This window comes from Pseudomonas sp. AC247, assembly GCF_979258015.1.
The window spans coordinates 6,427,403-6,449,404 of the sequence record NZ_OZ409829.1; the positions used below are offsets into that span (position 1 = coordinate 6,427,403).

Annotated in this window: 18 protein-coding genes; 14 read left to right on the forward strand and 4 right to left on the reverse strand. The window is 60.1% G+C overall.

Annotated elements, in window-relative coordinates:
• Positions 1–242: 242 nt before the first annotated feature.
• The 3 genes from ACZZ0B_RS29145 to ACZZ0B_RS29155 form a co-directional block, all read right to left on the reverse strand.
• Complete coding sequence (locus ACZZ0B_RS29145) at positions 243–2,144, reverse strand: PhoX family protein (protein WP_008084074.1); 1,902 nt, start codon at positions 2,142–2,144, stop codon at positions 243–245.
• Between the two features lie 70 nt (positions 2,145–2,214).
• Complete coding sequence (locus tag ACZZ0B_RS29150) at positions 2,215–2,979, reverse strand: TOBE domain-containing protein (RefSeq protein ID WP_463546834.1); 765 nt, start codon at positions 2,977–2,979, stop codon at positions 2,215–2,217.
• Positions 2,980–3,153: 174 nt separating this feature from the next.
• Positions 3,154–3,888, reverse strand: a complete 735-nt coding sequence (locus ACZZ0B_RS29155) for a phosphoribosyltransferase family protein (protein WP_463546835.1) — start codon at positions 3,886–3,888, stop codon at positions 3,154–3,156.
• A 91-nt stretch (positions 3,889–3,979) separates the two neighbouring features.
• On the opposite strand from ACZZ0B_RS29155, the gene bioB reads away from it, so the two are divergent.
• The 11 genes from bioB to ACZZ0B_RS29210 all read left to right on the forward strand — a co-directional run bounded on the left by bioB (position 3,980) and on the right by ACZZ0B_RS29210 (position 18,784).
• Positions 3,980–5,035 (forward strand): biotin synthase BioB, encoded by a 1,056-nt coding sequence (bioB, locus tag ACZZ0B_RS29160; protein ID WP_008084274.1) that lies wholly within the window; start codon positions 3,980–3,982, stop codon positions 5,033–5,035.
• A gap of 129 nt (positions 5,036–5,164) precedes the next feature.
• Positions 5,165–6,343, forward strand: a complete 1,179-nt coding sequence (bioF, locus tag ACZZ0B_RS29165; RefSeq protein WP_463546836.1) for an 8-amino-7-oxononanoate synthase — start codon at positions 5,165–5,167, stop codon at positions 6,341–6,343.
• Positions 6,336–7,067, forward strand: coding sequence for an alpha/beta fold hydrolase (locus ACZZ0B_RS29170; protein ID WP_463546837.1), 732 nt, complete (start codon positions 6,336–6,338; stop codon positions 7,065–7,067). The genes bioF and ACZZ0B_RS29170 overlap by 8 nt, the downstream gene beginning before the upstream one ends.
• On the forward strand, positions 7,060–7,869 hold the full coding sequence (gene bioC, locus ACZZ0B_RS29175) for a malonyl-ACP O-methyltransferase BioC (protein ID WP_045123237.1): 810 nt from the start codon (positions 7,060–7,062) through the stop codon (positions 7,867–7,869). The genes ACZZ0B_RS29170 and bioC overlap by 8 nt, the downstream gene beginning before the upstream one ends.
• Entirely contained in the window at positions 7,866–8,546 is a 681-nt protein-coding gene (bioD, locus tag ACZZ0B_RS29180; protein ID WP_008085147.1) for a dethiobiotin synthase, read from the forward strand. The genes bioC and bioD overlap by 4 nt, the downstream gene beginning before the upstream one ends.
• Positions 8,547–8,654: 108 nt before the next feature.
• Positions 8,655–8,951 carry a hypothetical protein gene (locus ACZZ0B_RS29185; RefSeq protein WP_008085149.1) on the forward strand — a complete coding sequence of 99 codons (297 nt, stop codon included), beginning with the start codon at positions 8,655–8,657 and terminating at the stop codon, positions 8,949–8,951.
• Between the two features lie 274 nt (positions 8,952–9,225).
• Positions 9,226–11,031, forward strand: a complete 1,806-nt coding sequence (locus ACZZ0B_RS29190) for a phenylacyl-CoA dehydrogenase (RefSeq protein WP_008085151.1) — start codon at positions 9,226–9,228, stop codon at positions 11,029–11,031.
• Positions 11,032–11,303: 272 nt separating this feature from the next.
• Positions 11,304–13,406, forward strand: a complete 2,103-nt coding sequence (locus tag ACZZ0B_RS29195; protein WP_463546838.1) for a cytochrome-c peroxidase — start codon at positions 11,304–11,306, stop codon at positions 13,404–13,406.
• A 197-nt stretch (positions 13,407–13,603) separates the two neighbouring features.
• Positions 13,604–14,893, forward strand: a complete 1,290-nt coding sequence (locus ACZZ0B_RS29200; protein WP_008085156.1) for a GGDEF domain-containing protein — start codon at positions 13,604–13,606, stop codon at positions 14,891–14,893.
• 89 nt (positions 14,894–14,982) lie between these two features.
• The gene (locus ACZZ0B_RS29205) at positions 14,983–16,779 is read left to right on the forward strand and encodes an acyl-CoA dehydrogenase C-terminal domain-containing protein (protein WP_463546839.1); all 1,797 of its coding nucleotides are present in this window, start codon (positions 14,983–14,985) and stop codon (positions 16,777–16,779) included.
• Positions 16,780–17,005: 226 nt separating this feature from the next.
• Positions 17,006–18,784: an acyl-CoA dehydrogenase C-terminal domain-containing protein gene (locus ACZZ0B_RS29210; protein ID WP_158828772.1), complete on the forward strand. Its 1,779-nt coding sequence runs from the start codon at positions 17,006–17,008 to the stop codon at positions 18,782–18,784.
• Between the two features lie 227 nt (positions 18,785–19,011).
• On the opposite strand, the gene ACZZ0B_RS29215 is transcribed toward ACZZ0B_RS29210, so the two are convergent.
• Positions 19,012–19,926 carry a LysR family transcriptional regulator gene (locus tag ACZZ0B_RS29215; protein WP_008085162.1) on the reverse strand — a complete coding sequence of 305 codons (915 nt, stop codon included), beginning with the start codon at positions 19,924–19,926 and terminating at the stop codon, positions 19,012–19,014.
• Between the two features lie 169 nt (positions 19,927–20,095).
• On the opposite strand from ACZZ0B_RS29215, the gene ACZZ0B_RS29220 reads away from it, so the two are divergent.
• From ACZZ0B_RS29220 to ACZZ0B_RS29230, 3 genes are all read left to right on the forward strand, one after another.
• Positions 20,096–21,379 carry an aspartate aminotransferase family protein gene (locus ACZZ0B_RS29220; protein ID WP_463546840.1) on the forward strand — a complete coding sequence of 428 codons (1,284 nt, stop codon included), beginning with the start codon at positions 20,096–20,098 and terminating at the stop codon, positions 21,377–21,379.
• Between the two features lie 209 nt (positions 21,380–21,588).
• Positions 21,589–21,771, forward strand: coding sequence for a DNA-binding protein (locus tag ACZZ0B_RS29225; protein ID WP_463546841.1), 183 nt, complete (start codon positions 21,589–21,591; stop codon positions 21,769–21,771).
• A gap of 65 nt (positions 21,772–21,836) precedes the next feature.
• Positions 21,837–21,995, forward strand: a complete 159-nt coding sequence (locus ACZZ0B_RS29230; RefSeq protein WP_003228885.1) for a YqaE/Pmp3 family membrane protein — start codon at positions 21,837–21,839, stop codon at positions 21,993–21,995.
• Positions 21,996–22,002: the final 7 nt, after the last annotated feature.

The window sequence follows — 22,002 nt, forward strand, 5'->3', positions numbered from 1 at the left end:
TTCGCTGACGCTATCGCTGGCAAGCCAGCTCCCACATTAGAAATGCGTTCCCTGTGGGAGCTGGCTTGCCAGCGATGAGGGCCTGTCAGGCGCCGACGATCCCGCCATCTTCGCGGGTAATCGCCATCACCGAAGACCGTGGCTTGCCATTCGGCAGATGCTCAGGAAACGTCGAACCACCGTTCTCCCACATTAGAAATGCGTTTCCCTGTGGGAGCTGGCTTGCCAGCGATGAGGGCTTATCAGGCGCCGACGATCCCGCCATCCTCACGGGTAATCGCCATCACCGAGGAGCGCGGTTTGCCATTCGGCAGATGCTCCGGGAACGTCGACCCGCCGTTCTCCCCCGGATGCTGAATCCCGACAAACAGCGTCTTCTGATCCGGCGAGAAGCTGATCCCCGTCACCTCGCAACCAATCGGCCCGACCATGAACCGGCGAATCTCACCGGTCTTGGGATCGGCGCAGAGCATCTGGTTATTGCCCATTCCGGCAAAGTCGCCAGCGTTGCTCGAATCGCCGTCGGTGAGAATCCACAAGCGGCCAGCCTTGTCGAAACCCAGACCATCCGGGCTGTTGAACATGTTTTGCGGGGTGATGTTCTTCGAGCCGCCCTTCGGCGTCCCGGCATGCACACCCGGATTACCGGCAACCACAAACAGATCCCAGGCAAACGTTTTCGCCGCATGATCGTCGCGGTCGGTGCGCCAGCGCAGGATCTGCCCGTAGACGTTCTTCTCGCGCGGGTTCGGCCCGCCGACGGGTTGGCCGTCTTCGCCGCGTTTGGCGTTGTTGGTCAGGGTGCAATAAACCTGGCCGTCCTTGGGGCTGACGACGATCCATTCCGGGCGGTCCATGCGCGTTGCGCCGACTACGCTGGCGGCGAGGCGCGCATGGATCAGCACTTCGGCCTGATCGGCAAAACCACTGCTGGCGTCGATGCCGTTTTTGCCGTGGGTCAGTTCGATCCACTGGCCCTGGCCTTTCGGGTGGTCGGGGTTGCTGTCGCCGTTGTCGAATTTGGCCACGTACAAGGTGCCGTGATCGAGGATGTCGCGGTTGGCCTTGGCATTGCGGTGATTGATGCGGTCACGGCTGACGAATTTGTAGATGAATTCGCCCCGCTCGTCGTCGCCCATGTACACCACGGCGCGACCGTCATCGGTCTCGGCCAGTGCGGCGTTTTCATGTTTGAAGCGGCCCAGCGCCGTACGTTTGACCGGGGTCGATTGCGGGTCGAACGGATCGATCTCGACCACCCAGCCGTGACGGTTGAGTTCGTTGGGGTTTTTCGCCATGTCGAAGCGCGGGTCGTATGGGTGCCAGTTGATTTCGCGGCTGGCGACCGACACGCCGTAGCGCTTTTGCGCCGGGTCGAACTGCTGCTGGGCGTTGCTGCTGCCGAAGCAGTCGGTGAAGTTTTCTTCACAGGTCAGGTAAGTGCCCCACGGGGTTTTACCGTTGGCGCAGTTCTGGAAGGTGCCGAGGACTTTCTTGCCATGCTTGTCGGCAGCGGTCTTCATCAATTCGTGGCCAGCCGCCGGGCCGCTGATGCGCAGCGGCGAGTTGCCGTGGATACGGCGGTTGTAACGCGAGCCTTGAACGAACTGCCACTGACCGTTCTTGCGCTGTACCTCGATCACCGACACGCCTTCGCAGGCCAGTGCCTTGCGCACGTCTTCGGCCGACTGCGGCATGCCGCCGTGCGGGTAGAGGTAGCGGTAGTTGGTGTATTCGTTGTTGATCGCCATCAACGCGCGGTTGCGATCGTCAGGGAAGGCGAACAGGCTCATGCCGTCGTTGTTGTCGCCGAACTGCACTTCTTGTGCGGCGGCGGTGCCGTTGCCGCTCGGGTCGAAGGCCGGACCGTTTTTCTGTAATGGCTGGCCCCAACTGATCAGCACCGAAGACTTGTAGCCTTTGGGCAGGCTGATCACGTCAGTGGTGGCCGCCGGAATGCTCTCGAAACCGAGCAGGCGGCTGTTGCCAGCGCTGACGCCGGTGGCCAGTGCGCTGCGGCTCAACAGACTGCCGCCGAGGAACATCGCCGCGCCGCACAACGCGCCGGCGCCGATGAAGCCGCGACGGCTGAGGCCGACCATTTTTTCCAGGTCAGTCGATTGGTTTTCTTCTAATAGGCTCACATCAGGCTCCCTGCTTGGTTTTGGCAGCCACCTTAATGAGCGTCGATGACGCTTTCGTTGCAGCGCCCGACTAGAGCGGCGTACCGATGAGCACGTTGGACGGTGAAAACTGCACCTGCACCGCTTGCCCGACGATCAGGCCACGGGTGCGCAAGTCCAGCGGCTCAGCCAGAGCGCAGAGGGTATGGCCGTTGGGCAGGGTAATGCGCACTTCGCTGGGGCCGTCCTCGGCATCGAGAATGGCTTCGATGGTGCCGTTGAGAAGATTGTGACCAGACGTTGCAGACTGCTCGACGGTCAGCAGTTCGAGCCAGCCAGCCTTGATCAACGCCACCACTTCGGTACCGGCCTGCAATTCCAGATGCACGGTGCTGTCGTGGGTGATTTGCGCGTCGAGGTGCAGGCCTTCGGCGAGTTCGAGGCGGATCAGGTCATTGCGGCCCTGACTTTCAATCGCCACAACCTTGCCGTGCAGCTGATTGCGCGCGCTGGTGCGGAGCATCAAACGACCGAGCAGATCGAGGTCGCTGGCGTCTTCCGCGGCTTCCAGCACCTGGGCCTGCAAGGCTTGCAGCTTTTGATAAAGGCGCAATACCCGTTGGCCTTCGCTGGACAGTTTCGCGCCGCCACCACCCTTGCCGCCGACGGCACGCTCCACCAGCGGTTTCTGCGCGAGGTTGTTCAGCTCATCGATGGCATCCCACGCCGCTTTGTAGCTCAGGCCGGCGCTTTTTGCGGCGCGGGTGATCGAGCCCTGTTCGGCGATGTGTTGCAGCAGGGCGATACGCTGCGGACGGCGGACGATGTGCTGGGACAACAGGGAAGGCATGGACATGAATGGGCGCTTTTTAGCTGTGGCGGTGGGAAGTGAAGTTGGCCGCTTGCAACGCCAGAGTCAAGCCAAACCCAATCCCCTGTAGGAGCTGCGGCACGCTGCGATCTTTTGATCTTTAAAAACAAGATCAAAAGATCGCAGCGTGCCGCAGCTCCTACGGGGGGGGTGTTGGCTTCAGGTTCCGGGTTTTGGTGTGCGGGCCAGGCAGTAAACATCAACTCTTGCTGCGCCGGCATTCATTAACAACCTAGCTAACGCTTGGGCCGTGGCGCCGGTCGTCAGCACATCATCGATCAACGCCAGATGTCGGCCCTTCACCTGTGCATCGGGATTGAGGCTGAAGGCTTGCAGCAGATTGCGTTTACGCGCCTTGGCGTCGAGATCCTGCTGGGCGCTGGTGTTCTGCAGCCTGCGCAGGACCTGCTCCTCGCATGGCAGATCAAGCGACTTGCCCAGCCATTGCGCGAGCATCGCAGCCTGATTGAAACCACGCTGACGCAAACGTTGTTTCGCCATCGGCACCGGCAGCAACGCCTCCGGTCTTGGTACGTCCTCTTCGAAGCGATGTTGCAGGTATTGCCCGAGAACGTCGGCGAGCAGGTGGCCAAACGGCCATTTCGCGTTGTGTTTAAAGCGCGTAATCAAACTGTCCACCGGGAAGCCATACAGCCACGGCACAACGACTTGTTCGAACGCTGGAGGCTCTAGCAGGCACTCACCGCATGTCATGTCCGCCGCCGCCAGCGGCAGCGCGCAGGTGATGCAGTGATCACCCAGCCATGGCAGTTCGGTCTCGCACGCCACGCACATTGGTATTTCTGCGTCTGCGGGCTCATCGCACAACAAACAGGTTTGTGTGTTTTTTAAACAGATGTAAACCGACTCTTTGTATGGTGGTTGACAGCGCATGACTCTTCCTTAAATATGCCGAACATCCGTGTAGCGCCTGTGGGTATTCCGTTTCCCCAGTCGCCAGCCAAGCATAACCAAGGAATTACCCATGAGCGCGAGCACCACCGCCACCCTGCGTCACGACTGGTCACTGGCCGAAGTCAGAGCCCTCTTCGTACAGCCATTCAACGACTTGCTGTTCCAGGCGCAAACGGTGCACCGCGCACATTTCAACGCCAACCGCGTTCAGGTTTCGACGCTGTTGTCGATCAAGACCGGCGCCTGCCCGGAAGACTGCAAGTACTGCCCGCAGTCCGGTCACTACAACACCGGCCTTGAAAAAGAAAAACTGATGGAAGTGCAGAAGGTCCTCGAAGAGGCGGCACGCGCCAAGGCCATCGGCTCGACACGGTTCTGCATGGGCGCGGCGTGGAAGCATCCGTCGGCCAAAGACATGCCGTACGTACTGAAAATGGTTGAAGGCGTGAAAGCCATGGGCCTGGAAACCTGCATGACCCTCGGCCGTCTCGATCAGGATCAGACCGAAGCGCTGGCCAAGGCCGGCCTCGATTACTACAACCACAACCTCGACACGTCGCCGGAGTTCTACGGCAGCATCATCACCACCCGTACTTACAGCGAGCGCCTGCAAACGCTGGCCTATGTACGTGAATCGGGGATGAAAATCTGCTCGGGCGGGATTCTCGGCATGGGCGAGTCGCTGGATGACCGCGCCAATCTGCTGATCCAGTTGGCCAACCTGCCGGAACACCCGGAATCTGTGCCGATCAACATGCTGGTGAAAGTCGCCGGTACGCCGCTGGAAAATGCCGAAGACATCGACCCGTTCGACTTCATCCGCATGCTCGCCGTGGCCCGTATCCTCATGCCGCAATCCCACGTGCGCCTGTCCGCCGGCCGCGAAGCGATGAACGAGCAGATGCAGGCCCTCGCTTTCTTCGCTGGCGCCAACTCGATTTTCTACGGCGACAAGTTGCTGACCACTGCCAACCCGCAGGCGGACAAGGACATGCAACTGTTTGCGCGTCTGGGCATTCAGCCGGAAGCGCGTGAAGAGCATGCCGACGAGGTGCACCAGGCGGCGATCGAGCAGGCATTGGTTGAACAGAAGAGCAGCGAGCAGTTCTACAACGCCGCCGTCTGATCGCCGCACGGATCCCATGTAGGAGCTGCCGAAGACTGCGATCTTTTGCTGTTGTTTTTAAAAAGACAAGATCAAAAGATCGCAGCCTTCGGCAGTTCCTACAGAGTTTTTTTTACTGTCGAGGCCTGCATGTCTTTCGATCTCGCCGCACGCCTTGCTGCCCGTCGTGCCGAAAATCTTTATCGCCAGCGCCCGCTGCTTGAATCCCCGCAGGGGCCTGAAGTGGTGGTCGACGGCAAACCGTTGCTCGCCTTCTGCAACAACGATTACCTCGGTCTGGCCAATCACCCACAAGTGATCGAAGCCTGGCGCGCCGGCGCTGAGCGCTGGGGTGTCGGTGGCGGCGCTTCGCACCTGGTCATCGGCCACAGCGGCCCGCACCATGCACTCGAAGAAGCCTTGGCCGACCTCACCGGTCGCCCGCGTGCGCTGCTGTTCACCACCGGTTACATGGCCAACCTCGGTGCGGTCACCGCGCTGGTCGGGCAGGGCGATACGGTGCTGGAAGACCGCCTCAATCATGCTTCGCTGCTGGATGCCGGTTTGTTGTCCGGTGCGCGTTTCAATCGCTATTTGCACAACGATGCGCAAAGTCTGGCCAAGCGCCTGGAGAAAGCCACCGGCAACACGCTGGTGGTCACCGACGGCGTGTTCAGCATGGATGGCGACCTGGCCGACTTGCCGGCACTCGCCCGCGCAGCCAAGGCCAAAGGCGCGTGGCTGATGGTCGATGACGCGCACGGTTTCGGCCCGCTCGGTGCGAATGGCGGCGGCATCGTCGAGCATTTCGGACTGAGTCAGGAGGACGTGCCGGTGTTGGTCGGCACCCTCGGCAAAGCCTTCGGCACGGCTGGCGCTTTCGTCGCGGGCAGCGAGGAGCTGATCGAAAGCCTGATCCAGTTCGCCCGCCCATACATTTACACCACCAGCCAGCCCCCCGCGTTGGCCTGCGCGACGCTGAAAAGTCTGGAGTTGCTGCGCACCGAGCATTGGCGCCGGGCGCATCTGCAAACGCTGATCCGTCAGTTCCGCCAAGGCGCCGAGCAGATCGGCCTGGAGCTGATGGACAGCTTCACGCCGATCCAGCCGATCATGATTGGCGACGCCGGGCGCGCGGTGCGCTTGTCGCAGATGTTGCGCGAGCGCGGGCTGATGGTTACTGCGATTCGTCCGCCCACCGTGCCCGCCGGCAGTGCGCGTTTGCGCGTGACTCTGACCGCTGCCCACAGTGAAGCGCAGGTGCAGCTATTGTTAGCAGGACTGGCCGATTGCTTTGCCCAACTTTCGTCGGAGCCAAGCCATGCGTGATCGCCTGATTCTGCTGCCCGGCTGGGGCCTCGGCGTATCGCCGATGGAGCCCTTGGCGGCGGCGTTGCAAGGTCTCGATGCACACCTGAAAGTCGACATCGAGCCGTTACCCGAGCTGGATTCCCGCGATCTGCAAGACTGGCTCGACGAACTTGATGAGCGCATTCCTCAGGACGTGTGGCTCGGTGGCTGGTCGTTGGGTGGGATGCTCGCCTGCGAATTGGCGGCGCGGCGTGGCGAGCGTTGCTGCGGATTGCTGACGCTGGCGAGCAATCCTTGTTTTGTTGCCCATGAGCAATGGCCGAGTGCGATGGCGGGCGAGACGTTCGACGCGTTTCTCGCCGGTTGCCAGGCCGACCCGCGCACGACCCTCAAACGGTTCTCTTTGCTGTGTGCTCAGGGCGCGCAAGACCCGCGCGGCCTGTCGCGATTGCTGCTCGGCGGTGCGCCGAATACGTCGCCGTCAGCATTGATGGCCGGGCTGGAGCTGCTTGCGCAAATGGATACTCGCGATGCGCTGCAGGCGTTTCGCGGGCCGCAGTTGCATCTGTTCGCCGGGCAGGACGGTTTGGTGCCGGCGGAAGCAGCGGGGGCGTTGTTCGCTTTGTTGCCGGATATCGAAATTGGTCTGATCGAACAGGCCAGTCATGCGTTTCTTCTGGAAGATCCCCACGGACTGGCGGGTGCGATCCAGGCTTTTTTACATGAGTGCGGTGATGACTGATTTGTCTCTTGTGCTGCCTGGCGGCTTGCCTGACAAACGTCAGGTCGCGGCCTCTTTTTCTCGTGCGGCGGCCAGTTACGACAGCGTCGCCGAGTTGCAACGTGATGTCGGTACACAGTTGATTCAGCGCTTGCCGACGGAGTTTGTACCGGCGCGCTGGCTGGATCTCGGTTGTGGCACGGGATACTTCACCCGCGCGTTGGCTTCGCGGTTTGCCGAGAGCCACGGTGTGGCGCTGGATATTGCCGAGGGCATGCTCGAGCACGCACGTCCGTTGGGTGGTGCGCAGCATTTTATTGCTGGCGATGCCGAGCGGCTGCCGTTGCAGGATTCGACCTGCGACCTGATCTTCTCCAGCCTTGCGGTGCAGTGGTGTGCGGATTTCGAGGCTGTGCTCAGCGAGGCCTTTCGCGTACTGAAACCGGGCGGAATTTTTGCGTTTGCTAGTCTTTGTGTAGGGACGCTGTTTGAGTTGCGCGACAGCTGGCGGCAGGTCGACGGGCTGGTGCACGTCAACCGCTTCCGCGAGTTCGCTCGCTATGAGCAAATGTCCGCGGCCAGCGGTTTACGCACGTTGAGTCTGGAGAAACAGGCGCACGTGCTGCATTACCCGGATGTGCGCAGCCTGACCCATGAATTGAAAGCCCTGGGCGCGCACAATCTGAATCCGGGACGGCCGGGCGGTTTGACCGGGCGCGCGCGGATTCTCGGCTTGGTTGAAGCTTACGAGCAGTTCCGTGAGGCGTCGGGGTTGCCGGCGACTTATCAGGTGGTCTACGCCGTGTTGGAGAAACCCGTATGAGCGCAGCCTATTTCATCACCGGAACCGACACCGATGTCGGCAAGACCACGGTTGCCGCGGGGTTGCTGCACGCGGCGCGGTCGGCAGGCTTGAGCACGGCGGCAGGCAAACCGGTGGCGTCCGGGTGCGATGTCACGCCCAAGGGTTTGCGTAATTCGGATGCGCTAGCGCTGCTGGCCGAGTGTTCGGTGCCGCTGACTTATCAACAGGTCAATCCGGTGGCGTTCGAGCCGGCCATCGCGCCGCATCTGGCGGCGCGTGAAGCGGGTGTGGCGTTGACCGTGCAATCGTTGCTGGCGCCGATGCGCGAGATTCTGGCGATGAACGCCGATTTCACCTTGATTGAAGGCGCGGGTGGCTGGCGCGTGCCGTTGGCGGATCAGGATAATTTGTCGGATTTGGCGATTGCGTTGAAGCTGCCGGTGATTCTGGTCGTCGGTGTGCGACTGGGTTGCATCAGTCATGCGCTGCTGACAGCTGAGGCAATCGCCCGTGATGGCCTGCAGTTAGCGGGGTGGGTGGCGAATATCATTGATCCAAAGACCTCGCGGCTGGAGGAGAATCTGGCGACATTGGCTGAGCGCATCCCCGCGCCGTGTTTGGGGCGCGTGCCTAAACTCAAGGCCTTGAGTGCCGAGGCCGTGGCGGATCATTTGCAACTGGATCTGCTCGACTAAGCTTTTCTCTATGGGCAGGCACTGTGCCATTAGTGTTTTTGACGGGTGTTTTTCTGACACCTCTGCTTCAATGGTAGCCATTGATCCTTCCCAAGGATGAGAACCGTTATGGAAATCTCCGGTAACACAGCTTTTTATGCCGGTCTGAGCTCGATTCAGAGCGGGCAAAACCGCGTCGATCAGGCTGCCAGCCAGATTGCCAATAATACGATTGAACGCTCGGTGACCAGCCAGTCGTCCGAAGTGCAGGTCGATCGTCTGCGTGGCGTGGATCGTGCTCAGCAATCTGATCTGGCCAGCAATATGGTCGAGATGTCTCAGGGCAAGCTCCAGGCGGAGCTGGGCGTAAAGGTCGCCAAGGCATCCGATGAAATGCTCGGGACGATCATCGATACATTTGCCTGATTTTTTGCCATCAGTTTCCTGAACGCCGCGCCTTGTCGCGGCGTTTTTCGTTGTAAGTCCTTCTCCCTCAACTAATCTTTTTTCAGCGCCGATGACTCGCCTGAGCCAATGGCGGTTTGCTGTGCCCAGCGTTTACCGGGCGTGATGACGAACGGCAAAAGATCGACGCTTGACAAGATTTCGGCGTAAACGTATGTTTCAAACAACTGTTTGACCGTCACAACAAATCAACGCGGTCGTTCATTCCCGGTTACATCAGCAGAGGTTTATCGCTATGCCTGACTACAAGGCCCCCTTGCGTGATATTCGCTTCGTTCGTGACGAGCTGCTCGGCTACGAAGCGCACTATCAGAGCCTTCCGGCTTGCGCAGACGCAACTCCGGACATGGTTGACGCCATTCTCGAAGAAGGCGCCAAGTTTTGTGAGCAGGTACTGGCACCGCTGAACCGCGTGGGCGACCTCGAAGGTTGCACCTGGAGCGAGTCCGGCGTGAAAACCCCGACGGGCTTCAAAGAGGCTTACAAGCAATTCGTTGAAGGCGGCTGGCCAAGCCTGGCGCACGACGTCGAGCACGGCGGCCAAGGCCTGCCGGAGTCGCTGGGTCTGGCCGTAAGCGAAATGGTTGGCGAAGCCAACTGGTCGTGGGGCATGTACCCAGGCCTGTCGCACGGCGCGATGAACACCATCTCCGAGCACGGCACGCCTGAGCAGCAAGAAGCCTATCTGACCAAACTGGTTTCCGGCGAATGGACCGGCACCATGTGCCTGACCGAACCGCACTGCGGCACCGACCTGGGCATGTTGCGCACCAAGGCCGAACCTCAGGCCGACGGTTCCTATAAGGTTTCCGGCACCAAGATCTTCATCTCGGCCGGTGAACACGACATGGCCGATAACATCGTCCACATCGTGCTGGCCCGCCTGCCGGACGCACCGGCTGGCACCAAAGGCATCTCGCTGTTTATCGTTCCAAAGTTCATGCCGAACGCTGATGGCACCGTCGGTGAGCGCAACGCAGTGACCTGCGGTTCGCTGGAACACAAGATGGGCATCCACGGCAACGCCACTTGCGTGATGAACTTCGACGGCGCTACCGGTTACCTGATCGGCCCGGCGAACAAAGGCCTGAACTGCATGTTCACCTTTATGAACACCGCACGTCTGGGTACCGCGCTGCAAGGTCTGGCCCACGCCGAAATCGGTTTCCAGGGCGGCCTGAAATACGCTCGCGATCGTCTGCAAATGCGTTCGCTGACTGGCCCGAAAGCGCCGGAAAAAGCCGCTGACCCGATCATCGTTCACCCTGACGTACGCCGCATGCTGTTGACCATGAAGGCGTTCGCCGAAGGCAACCGTGCGATGGTGTACTTCACCGCCAAACAGGTCGACATCGTCAAATACGGCGTCGATGAAGAAGAAAAGAAGAAAGCCGACGCACTGCTGGCTTTCATGACCCCGATCGCTAAAGCGTTCATGACCGAAGTCGGTTTCGAATCCGCCAACCACGGCGTTCAGATCTACGGCGGCCACGGCTTCATCGCCGAGTGGGGCATGGAGCAGAACGTTCGCGACAGCCGCATTTCGATGCTGTACGAAGGCACCACCGGTATCCAGGCACTCGACCTGCTCGGCCGTAAAGTGCTGATGACGCAAGGCGAGGCCCTGAAAGGCTTCACCAAGATCGTCCACAAGTTCTGCCAGAACAACGAAGGCAACGAAGCCGTTGCAGAATTCGTCGCACCGCTGGCGGCAATCAACAAGGAATGGGGCGAGCTGACCATGAAGGTCGGTATGGCCGCCATGAAAGATCGCGAAGAAGTCGGCGCGGCTTCCGTGGACTACCTGATGTACTCCGGTTATGCCTGCCTGGCTTACTTCTGGGCCGACATGGCGCGTCTGGCCGCTGAAAAGCTGGCAGAAGGCACCGGCGACGCAGCGTTCTACACCGCCAAGCTGCAAACTGCGCGCTTCTACTTCCAGCGCATCCTGCCGCGTACCCGTACCCACGTGGCGACCATGCTGTCGGGTGCCAACAACCTGATGGACATGAAAGAAGAAGACTTCGCACTGGGCTACTAAGCCTTAACGCAGTCTCTTGAAAAACCGCTGCTCCTACGGGGGCAGCGGTTTTTTTTTGCGCTGGATTTGCCCCCAACACTGGGGACATTCCCCAGCAGAAACGGTGGCTGTCAGCGCGCTGTCCCCGCGTTTATTGATTCAAAATATTTCCAAGCAGGATGGCCAATTAATTGCACTGCCCGGATTAACCGGCGCTCACGAGAAATCCTGTGCTGTTCCACGACACCTCTCGCCCGGCAAAACGCATAACAACAACCGTCAGGGTGAAGCACATGAACATCAGTCGACTTGTCTGGCTACCCCTCGCACTCGCAGCCTCCGGCGCAATGGCCGCAACGCCCGCCGAAGTGGATCCGCCAGTACCGGAAGTGCCGAGCCTGCAATCGCTGCGTGGCATGCTGCCGCCCGATCCGTCGGGGACAGAAGGCGGGCGCAAAGTCGACTTGATGACTGACTACGTGCTCAACCGCTCCGCCGCGATTCTGCTCGGCAAAGCGCTGTTCTGGGACATGGAAGTCGGCAGCGATGGCGCCACCGCGTGCGCCTCCTGCCACTATCACGCCGGCGTCGACCACCGCATCACCAACCAGCTCAACCCCGGCCAGGCACACACCAACGCTAACGTCGCCTCGATCTTCAACAAGCCCTTCGTGGCCTCCGACATACCCGGTGACGTGGCGTCCTACGCGACCTTGTCCGGCGGCAAGGGCGGGCCGAACTACACGCTGAAGAAAACCGATTTCCCGACTCATGTGCTAAGCAATCCATTGGAGCGCAACTCGCCGATCGTCTATTCGAGCGATGACGTGGTCGGCTCCCAGGGCGTGTTCGACGCCAATTTCGTCAAACCCAACCAGCCGCGCTTCGACAAATGCACCCAGCAGCCCGACGGTATTTTCCAGGTCGGCGGCATCAACGTGCGTCGCAGCACCGGGCGTAACGCGCCGTCGGTGATCAACGCGGCGTTCAACGTGCGCAATTTCTGGGATGGCCGCGCGAATAACGTGTTCAACGGCTTCTCGCCGTTCGGCAACCGCGATCCCGATGCAGGGATTTACGTAACCGCCGAGCGCAGCACCGTGGCCAGCAAAGTCCGGCTGGCGCTCAACGACGCTTCCGCCGCATCGCAAGCGGTAGGCCCGCCCGGTAGCGGGGTGGAGATGTCCTGCGGCGGCCGTACTTTCGCCGACATCGGCCGGCGCATGCTCGATCAGTTGATGCTCAAGCAACAACGGATTTCCTCCAACGATTCCGTGCTCGCCTCGGTGTCCGGCGCGCGGCGCCCGACCTATCGCGAACTGATCAAGAACGCCTTCCAGCCACGACTGTGGAACGCCACGCAAAACGTGCTGGTGGGTGGTGCGCCGTATACGCAGATGGAAGCCAATTTCCCGCTGTTCTTCGGTCTGGCGATTCAGATGTACGAATCCACGTTGATCTCCGATCAGGCGCCCATCGATGCTTACCTGCAAGGCGATTCAACCGCCATGAATGCGCAGCAGGTCCAGGGCATGAATCTGTTTCTCGGCAAGGGTAAATGTGTGAACTGCCATGGCGGTGCGGAGCTGACCAATGCCGCCAGCCGCCTGTTGATGCACCCGCGTGAACGCATCGAGCGCATGGTCATGGCCGACAACCTCACCACGCTCTACGACAACGGTTTCTACAACACCGGCGTGCGCCCGACTTCCGAAGACCTCGCGCTTGGCGGGTCAGATGCCTGGGGCAATCCGTGGTCGTTCAGCCGTCAGTACAACAAGCTGTTGCAGGGCGCCAGCATTGCCGATCCGCTGGATGTCGACGTCTGCACCTTCGAAGCACCGCTGAGCGCAGCGATTCCGTGCGACGCCACGCTCAAACCCAACGTCAACTTCCGCGATTCGGTCGATGGCGCCTTCAAGACGCCGACCCTGCGCAACATCGCGCTGACCGGGCCGTACTTTCACAACGGCAGCCGCGCGACACTCAAGCAAGTCATGGAGTTTTATAACCGCGGCGGTGATCGCCGTGGCGAGGACGCCAACAACACCAGCGGTTTCGAGCATCCTTCGGCGAATCAGCACAACACCTCGAACCTCGATCCGGACATGACCAACCTCAACCTGACCCCGGACGAGATCGATGCACTGGTGAAATTCATGGAAGTCGGCCTGACCGATCCGCGAGTGGCCTGGGAACGGGCGCCGTTCGATCATCCGTCACTGGTGATTCCGCAGGGCCATGTCGGCGATGAAAATGCCGTGACTCAGCGTCCGGCCAGTCCGAAGGTGACGACGCGGCAAGCGGCGGATGCTTCGCTCAATCTCAAACCCTACGGTGCCGAGGGACGGAGCCCGGCGGAGGGCCCGCTGTTGCCGTTTTACAACGATCTATGAGGGGAATTTCCCAGCCTGGCCATCAGTCATGATGGCCAGCGCCTCGCTGGAGGCAAAAAACTTGGCAAAACGCTCAGATAGTCGGGTTTTCTGCCGTTAAAGAGACTGCCTGTGATCTGGATCACATTGTGTGCTTAACTGGCCACATTGCAGGCACAATGCCATCTTTTTTGCCATGACGGGTCGGAGCTTTACCCTTGCCGCGTTCTTCCGCTGTACGTTTCAGTCATTTCTTACCTTCGCTGCTGTTGTTACTCGCGGGGTTGGCGGCTGCGTACGTCAAAGACCTCAACGTGTTCTTCACTTCGCTGTTCAACGTGTTGCCGACGTTGGTGCTGTTGCTGGGTGGCGCTTACTGCGCGGTATACCGACGTCAGCGCGAACTGTTTCTGATGCTCACGGTGTACATCGCCTACTTTCTGCTCGATACCCAGACCGACTATTACCGCGACAACGGCAAGGTGCGCGAAGACGCTGCGGTGGTTTTCCATCTCGTCTGTCTGTTGCTGCCGCTGCTGTTTGGCCTGTTTGCCGCGTGGCAGGAGCGCACGCACCTGTTTCAGGACATGGTCGCGCGCTTCGCCGTTCTACTCGCGTTTGGCAGCGTGGCGTTGGGGCTTGAGCAAAGTTATCCCCAGGCGCTGTTGATGTGGCTCTCGGAAATCCGCTGGCCGGCGCTGCACGGCGCATGGATGAGCCTGATCCAGCTGTCCTATCCGGTATTTATCTCGGCGTTCCTGCTCTTGGCCTGGCAGTACTGGCGCAACCCGCGCCCGCTGCACGCGGCGCAACTGGTCGGCCTGCTCGGCGTGTTCTGGATGCTGCCGAAAACCTTCATCCTGCCGTTTACCCTGAACATCATGTGCAGCCAGGTGATGTTGATGATCGCCGCCGCCGTTGCGCACGAGGCTTATCAAATGGCCTTCCGCGACGAGCTCACCGGTCTGCCGGGGCGTCGCGCACTCAACGAACGCATGCAGCGCCTCGGCCGCAACTATGTGCTGGCGATGAGCGACGTTGACCACTTCAAGAAATTCAACGACACCCACGGCCACGATGTTGGTGACCAAGTGCTGCGTCTGGTCGCCAGCAAGCTGTCGAAAATCAGCGGTGGCGGTAGGGCATATCGCTATGGCGGTGAGGAATTCGCCCTGGTGTTTGCAGGTAAAACCCTTGAAGAGTGCATGCCGCACCTGGAAGTGATCCGCGAGTCGATTGCGTCCTACAACATTCAACTGCGCAATCAGGAAAACCGCCCGAACGACGACCAACAAGGACGTCAGCGTCGCGCCGGCTCGGGTGCTTCGAGCGTGTCGGTGACGGTGAGTATCGGCGTCGCCGAGCGCGTTGAGCAGCGCAACCCCGAGCAAGTCCTGAAATCAGCCGACGAGGCGCTCTACAGCGCCAAAGGCGCAGGGCGAAACTGCGTCGTCGCGTTCGGCCAGAACCGCCGTGGCGCGGTGCGCATGGGCACGGCCGCAGGTTGAGTGATGACGGCGCATTCAGCGTCTGCACAATGATTGTCGGGCGTAGTGGCGGGCAGTAGGTTGAGGAATCTGCTGACGGAGAAGCCACCATGCCTGAGTACAAAGCCCCGCTGCGCGACATGCGCTTTCTGATCGATCACGTCTTCGACTTCCACGCCAACTACGCCGCCCTCGGCGCGGATGACGCGAGCCCGGACATGATCAACGCGATCCTCGAAGAGGGCGCGAAGTTCTGCGAGAACGTTCTGGCGCCGCTCAATCGCAGCGGTGACGAGGAGGGCTGCCAGTTCGACAACGGTGTGGTGACAACGCCTACAGGCTTCAAGCAGGCTTTCGCACAATATGTCGAAGGTGGCTGGCATGGTCTGGCGGCAGATCCGACCTACGGTGGCCAGGGTCTGCCGAGTTCGCTGGGGTTGGTGATCAGCGAAATGGTCGGCTCCAGCAACACCTCCTGGGGCATGTACCCGGGCCTGACCCACGGCGCGATGTCGGCGATCCACGCCCACGGCAGCGCCGAGCAGAAAGAAACCTATCTGAGCAAACTCACCGCCGGGCAATGGACCGGCACCATGTGCCTGACCGAAGCCCATTGCGGCACCGATCTGGGCATCATCAAGACCCGCGCCGTGCCTCAGGCTGACGGCAGTTATGCGGTCACCGGCAGCAAGATTTTCATCTCCGCCGGCGAGCACGACATGAGCGACAACATCATCCATCTGGTGTTGGCGAAACTGCCGGACGCGCCAGCCGGGACCAAGGGCATCTCGCTGTTTATCGTGCCGAAGTTCTTGCCGGACACGGCGGGCGAAGCGGGCGAACGCAACGGTGTTTCCTGTGGTTCGATCGAACACAAGATGGGCATCAAGGCTTCGGCTACCTGCGTGCTCAACTTCGATGGCGCCAAGGGCTACCTGATCGGCGAGCCGAACAAGGGCCTCAACTGCATGTTCACCATGATGAACCACGCGCGGCTCGGCACCGGCATGCAGGGCTTGTGTCTGGGCGAGGCAAGCTTTCAGGGCGCGATCAAATACGCCAACGACCGCTTGCAGATGCGCTCACTGACCGGCGCCAAAGCCCCGGACAAAGTCGCCGACCCGATCATCGTCCACCCGGATGTGCGGCGCATGTTGCTGACCATGAAAGCTTTCAACGAAGGCAACCGCGCACTGACCTACTTCACCGCGCAGTTGCTCGATACCGCACATCTGAACAGCGACGCCGACGCGCGCCAGGAGGCTGAAGACTTGTTGGCGTTCCTCACGCCGATCTGCAAAGCGTTCATGACCGACAGCGGGCTGGAAGTGACCAACCTCGGCATGCAGGTATTTGGCGGCCACGGTTTTATTCGTGAATGGGGCATGGAACAGTTGGTTCGCGATTGTCGGATTGCACCGATTTACGAAGGCACTAATGGCATTCAGGCGCTGGATCTGCTCGGGCGCAAGGTGCTCGGCAGTCAGGGCAAATTGCTGCGCGGCTTTACCAAAATCGTCCACAAGTTCTGCGCGACCAATGTTGACCATCCGCGGTTGGGCAGTTTTGTTGCGCAGCTCAACGAGCTGAATCAGCAGTGGGGCGACCTGACCATGAAGGTCGGCATGGCGGCCATGAAGAACCCTGATGAAGTGGGCGCGGCGTCGGTGGATTATCTGATGTACAGCGGTTACATCATTCTCGGTTATCTGTGGTTGCGCATGGCGTGGGTGGCGCAGGCGCAATTGGAGGCGGGCGAGGGCGAGGCGGATTATCTGCGCGGGAAATTGGCGACGTGCGAGTTTTACTTCAAGCGACTGTTGCCGCGTACGGCGGCGCATCGGGCGGCGATTGAGGCGGGGAGTGATTGTTTGATGAAGTTGCCGGCGGAGGTATTTGCGCTTTAAGGAAGATCAAAAGATCGCAGCCTTCGGCAGCTCCTACATGGGATCGAGTTTTACCTGTAGGAGCTGTCGAAGGCTCGGGCCGCGATCGGACGATCTTTTTTCGGTGACTAAAAATAACAAATCAGTCACCGGTTGACCCTATGTGTCGCAAAAGTTGTTGAGGTACACTCGGGCTCAACGAAAACATCATTCCACGAATCACCGTTTAGATCTTGCGAGGTTTGCCATGGCTGACTACAAAGCGCCGCTGCGCGATATGCGCTTCGTCCTCAATGAAGTGTTCGAGGTCGCCAAACTCTGGGCCGAACTGCCGGCACTGGCCGAGACCGTCGACGCCGAAACCGTTGAAGCCATTCTCGAAGAGGCCGGCAAGGTCACCAGCAAAAGCATCGCGCCACTGAGCCGTGCCGCTGACGAAGAAGGTTGCCACTGGGCCGACGGCGCCGTCACCACCCCGGCCGGTTTCCCACAGGCTTATCAGACTTACGCCGAAGGCGGTTGGGTCGGCGTGGGCGGTGATCCCGAGTTCGGCGGCATGGGCATGCCCAAAGCCGTGTCGGCGCAAGTCGAAGAAATGGTCAACTCCGCCAGCCTGTCCTTCGGTCTGTACCCGATGCTGACCGCCGGTGCCTGCCTGTCGATCAATGCCCACGCCAGCGAAGAGCTGAAGGCCGCGTACCTGCCGAACATGTACGCCGGCGTCTGGGCCGGTTCGATGTGCCTGACCGAGCCGCACGCCGGTACCGACCTGGGGATTATTCGTACCAAGGCCGAGCCTCAGGCCGACGGTTCCTACAAGGTTAGTGGCACCAAGATCTTCATTACCGGTGGCGAACACGACCTCACCGAGAACATCATCCACCTGGTGCTGGCGAAACTGCCGGACGCACCAGCGGGCCCTAAAGGCATCTCGCTGTTCCTCGTGCCGAAGTTCATGGTCAACGCCGACGGCAGCCTCGGCGCGCGCAACCCGGCGAACTGCGGTTCGATCGAACACAAAATGGGCATCCAGGCCTCCGCGACCTGCGTGATGAACTTCGACGAAGCCGTGGGTTATCTGGTCGGCGAGCCGAACAAAGGCCTCAACGCGATGTTCACCATGATGAACTACGAGCGTCTGGGCGTCGGCATCCAAGGCCTGGCGACCGGCGAGCGCTCTTATCAGAACGCCGTTGAGTACGCGCGCGACCGTCTGCAAAGCCGTTCACCGACGGGCGCGCAAAACAAAGACAAAGTCGCTGACCCGATCATCGTCCATCCGGACGTGCGGCGCATGCTGCTGACCATGAAAGCCTCGAACGAAGGGGGCCGTGCGTTCTCCACTTACGTGGCGATGCAACTCGACACCGCCAAGTTCAGCGAAGACGCCGCGACCCGTAAGCGTGCCGAAGATCTGGTTGCACTGCTGACGCCGGTCGCCAAAGCGTTCCTCACCGATCTCGGTCTGGAAACCACCGTGCACGGCCAACAGATTTTCGGCGGTCACGGCTACATCCGTGAGTGGGGCCAGGAACAACTGGTGCGTGATGTGCGCATCACCCAGATCTACGAAGGCACCAACGGCATTCAGGCGCTGGATCTGGTCGGTCGCAAGATCGTCGGCAGCGGCGGCGCGTTCTACAAGCTGTTCGCTGACGAGATCCGCCACTTCACCGCGACTGCCAGCGCCGATCTGGGCGAATTCACCAAGCCGCTGAACGATGCCGTCGACACCCTCGACGAGCTGACGTCGTGGGTACTGGATCGGGCGAAAAACAACCCGAACGAAATCGGCGCGGCCTCGGTCGAATATCTGCAAGCGTTCGGCTATGTTTCCTACGCTTACATGTGGGCACTGATGGCCAAAGCTGCGCTGGGCAAAGAAGCGCAGGACGATTTCTACGCCAGCAAGCTCGGCACCGCACGCTTCTACTTCGCCCGTCTGTTGCCGCGCATTCACTCGTTGAGCGCGTCGGTGAAGGCTGGCAGCGAGTCGCTGTTCCTGCTGGATGCGGCGCAATTCTGATGATGTAACGTCATGTAAGCATTCTCTTACATGACGTGCTGCTGTTCTCCCATAGTCGGAAATTGGATCCAGAGCTAATCTACATTTCATGGACGTCGCGCAGGAAGCGCAAAGCAACAACACGGACACGTAGGATTCTGCCAGGGTGGCGGAGTGAAATGGATGTCAGGGAAACAGTCTGCAAAGCCCCGCTTCGGCGGGGTTTTCTTTTGCCTGCAGAAAAGTAGTCAGGCCAGCGGATCAAGCGTTGGCTTCATCTCGCGTTCCATCACTTCTTCCAGCAATGTCCGCAAAAGAGCCAACGAGGCCTGCTGGCGCTGCACATCGCGACACACTAAACCTACCTTCAGCGGCACCCGTGGCTCGCTCAGCGGTTTCCATAGCAGATCCTGATCGTCGTATTCCTTCTGCGAACGCCCCGGCAGCACCGTTGCCAATTTGGTATGCGGCAGACTGTCGAGAATCCCCACCATATTGTTCAGTTCGGCCTGCACTTGCGGGCGCCGTCCCAAGGCGGTCAGTTGCGCCTGCCAGATCTGGCGAATCTGAAACTCTTCGCCCAACAGCAGCATCGGCAGTTCGGCGGCCTGGCGCATCGAGACTTTCTTGAATTCGCGCAACGGATGATCCGCCGGGATCACCAGCGTCAGTTCGTCTTCATAAAGCATCACGCCATGCAGGCCAGGTTGGCGCGGCGGCAGATAACTGATGCCAATATCCAGCGACCCGTTGAGCAGGCGCCGCTCGATCTCAAGTCCAGTCAATTCATAAATCTGCACCACCAGATGCGGCTGCGCCTTGCGTACCCGCTCAAGCATTTGCGGCACCAGACTGGTGTGAACCGTTTGCAGTACGCCGATCGCCAGCGTGCGCAAGGCCTGTCCCTTGAAGTTGCCCAACGCCTCGCGTGCCCGTTGCAAACCATCGAGCAGCGGCAAGGCATGGTTGTACAAAGTGTGTGCGGCGAGGGTCGGCAGCAGACGTTTGCTGCTGCGCTCGAACAGAGTGACGTCGAGGTTCTGTTCAAGTTGGCGGATCTGCTGCGACAACGCTGGCTGCGAGATCGACAGACGTTCCGCCGCCCGGCCGACATGGCCTTCTTCGTAGACCGCGACGAAATAACGCAGTTGTTTGAAATCCATAAGTAATGCTTATCGAAAATGCTGGAAAAACGAAATGGCCCGAAGCCGTCAGTGAGCCTAGTCTAACCGCATTCACAAGGCTTACAGGGCCAGAAAGCGCGATGAATAGCGTTCGCTTCGACAGTGTTTACATAGGCAGTTCAAAACACCTCAATCGAGGTGTTTTCCAATGAATCTGTTCAGTTTGCGGCGCCAGATGCCGAGTCTTGATGACCTCGCGTTCGAGGCCAATCCATCTGACGATAATGAAAATCTCAGCGCCGAGCGGCTGATGCCCAGCGTCGAACGGCCGCAGCAGCTATTCGTTCGTGGTCAGGGTTCGTGGCTATGGGACAGTAACGACCGCGCGTATCTCGACTTTTCTCAGGCCGGCGGCGCCAACAGCCTCGGCCACAGCCCGTCGGCGCTGGTCAAAGCCATCAGCAGTCAGGCGCAGGCGCTGATCAATCCCGGTTTCAACCTGCACAATCGCGGCATGCTCAGCCTCGCCAAACGCCTGTGCGCCGCTACCGCCAGCGATCAGGCTTACCTGCTCAACACCGGCAGCGAAGCCTGTGAAGCGGCGATCAAACTGGCACGCAAGTGGGGCCAACTGCATCGCGGCGGCGCCTCGCGGATTATTGTTGCGAAGCAAGGCTGCCATGGCCGCAGCCTGGCAACGATTTCTGCTTCGGACAGCTGCAATCTGCACAATCGTTTCGCGCCGTTGCTGCCGGGGTTCGATCCGGTGCCGTTCAACGACTTGCCAGCGCTGCACGCGGCGGTCGATGCGCAAACCGTGGCGATCATGCTTGAACCGACCCAGAGCGATGCCGGCGTTGTTCCGGCCACCGAGCATTACCTCAAAGGTGTCGAACGACTGTGCCGTGAGTTGGGCATTCTGCTGATCCTCGACGAAGTGCAAACCGGCATTGGTCGCTGTGGCACCTTGCTCGCGGAACAGTCCTACGGCGTGCGCGCCGATATCGTCGTGCTCGGCAAAGGGCTTGGCGGCGGTGTGCCGTTGGCGGCGCTGCTGGCGCGGGGCAAGGCCTGCTGTTTCGAGGCGGGCGAACTCGGCGGCACGCATCACGGCAACGCACTGATGACCGCGGCCGGGCTGGTGGTGCTCGACAGTGTGCACGATCGCAGCTTCCTCCAGCAGGTCAACGACAACGGCCAGCACCTGCGCGAAGGCCTGGCCCGCTTGGCGCACCGCTACGACCACGGCGAACTGCGCGGCCAAGGCCTGTTCTACGGACTGACCCTGTCGGACGATTGCGCCGACGCCGTAGTCCACGCCGCCTTGCACGAAGGCCTGCTGCTCAACGCCCCGCAAGCCAACTGCCTGCGCTTCACCCCGGCGCTCACCGTGAGCAAAACCAACATCGACGAAATGCTCCTGCGCCTGGGTCGCGCGTTCGCCCGCGTGCGCACCGCACAGATGCAATGCCGCAAAGGGATTGCCGTCTGAGCTGAAGTTTCCTACCCGAATTAAAGAACCGTCTCGCGGTATAACGCACGCCCCACGCCTGATTCTTTTGGCGTGGGGCGTTTTTTTGTGGCCGGGTTTTGCAGGTGGCAATTAATGCTTGAGGGATGGAGCCGCTCATGTTTTTTAAGCTTCGCCGTTGCTACGACAAATCGAAAACCTGTTGACCAAGGAAATTGAGGAGCCAGCTCATGGGTGAAAAATTCAAAAGTGAAATTTCTGAATCGATACACGAGTCAGCCATTGCACTGCTTGAGGTCGGTGCTATCAACAAGGCGACGATGCGAGAGTTTGATGTGTCGTGCCTCGTTGCATTTTCTGAGGCGGCACAGCGTCAATCTGATGCTGACGCGGAAAATGCTACTGAACCCTGACGAACGGCGCGGGTCGATTAGCTTGTATGGCTCAAGTGAGCCAACCCCCATACAGGAGCTGCCCCATGGATTTTATTCGGATCATCATCGCTATTCTGTTGCCACCACTGGGCGTGTTTCTGCAGGTCGGGTTTGGCGGGGCGTTTTGGTTGAACATTCTGCTGACGTTGTGCGGGTATATTCCGGGGATCGTGCATGCGGTGTACATCATCGCCAAGCGCTGAGTCAGCG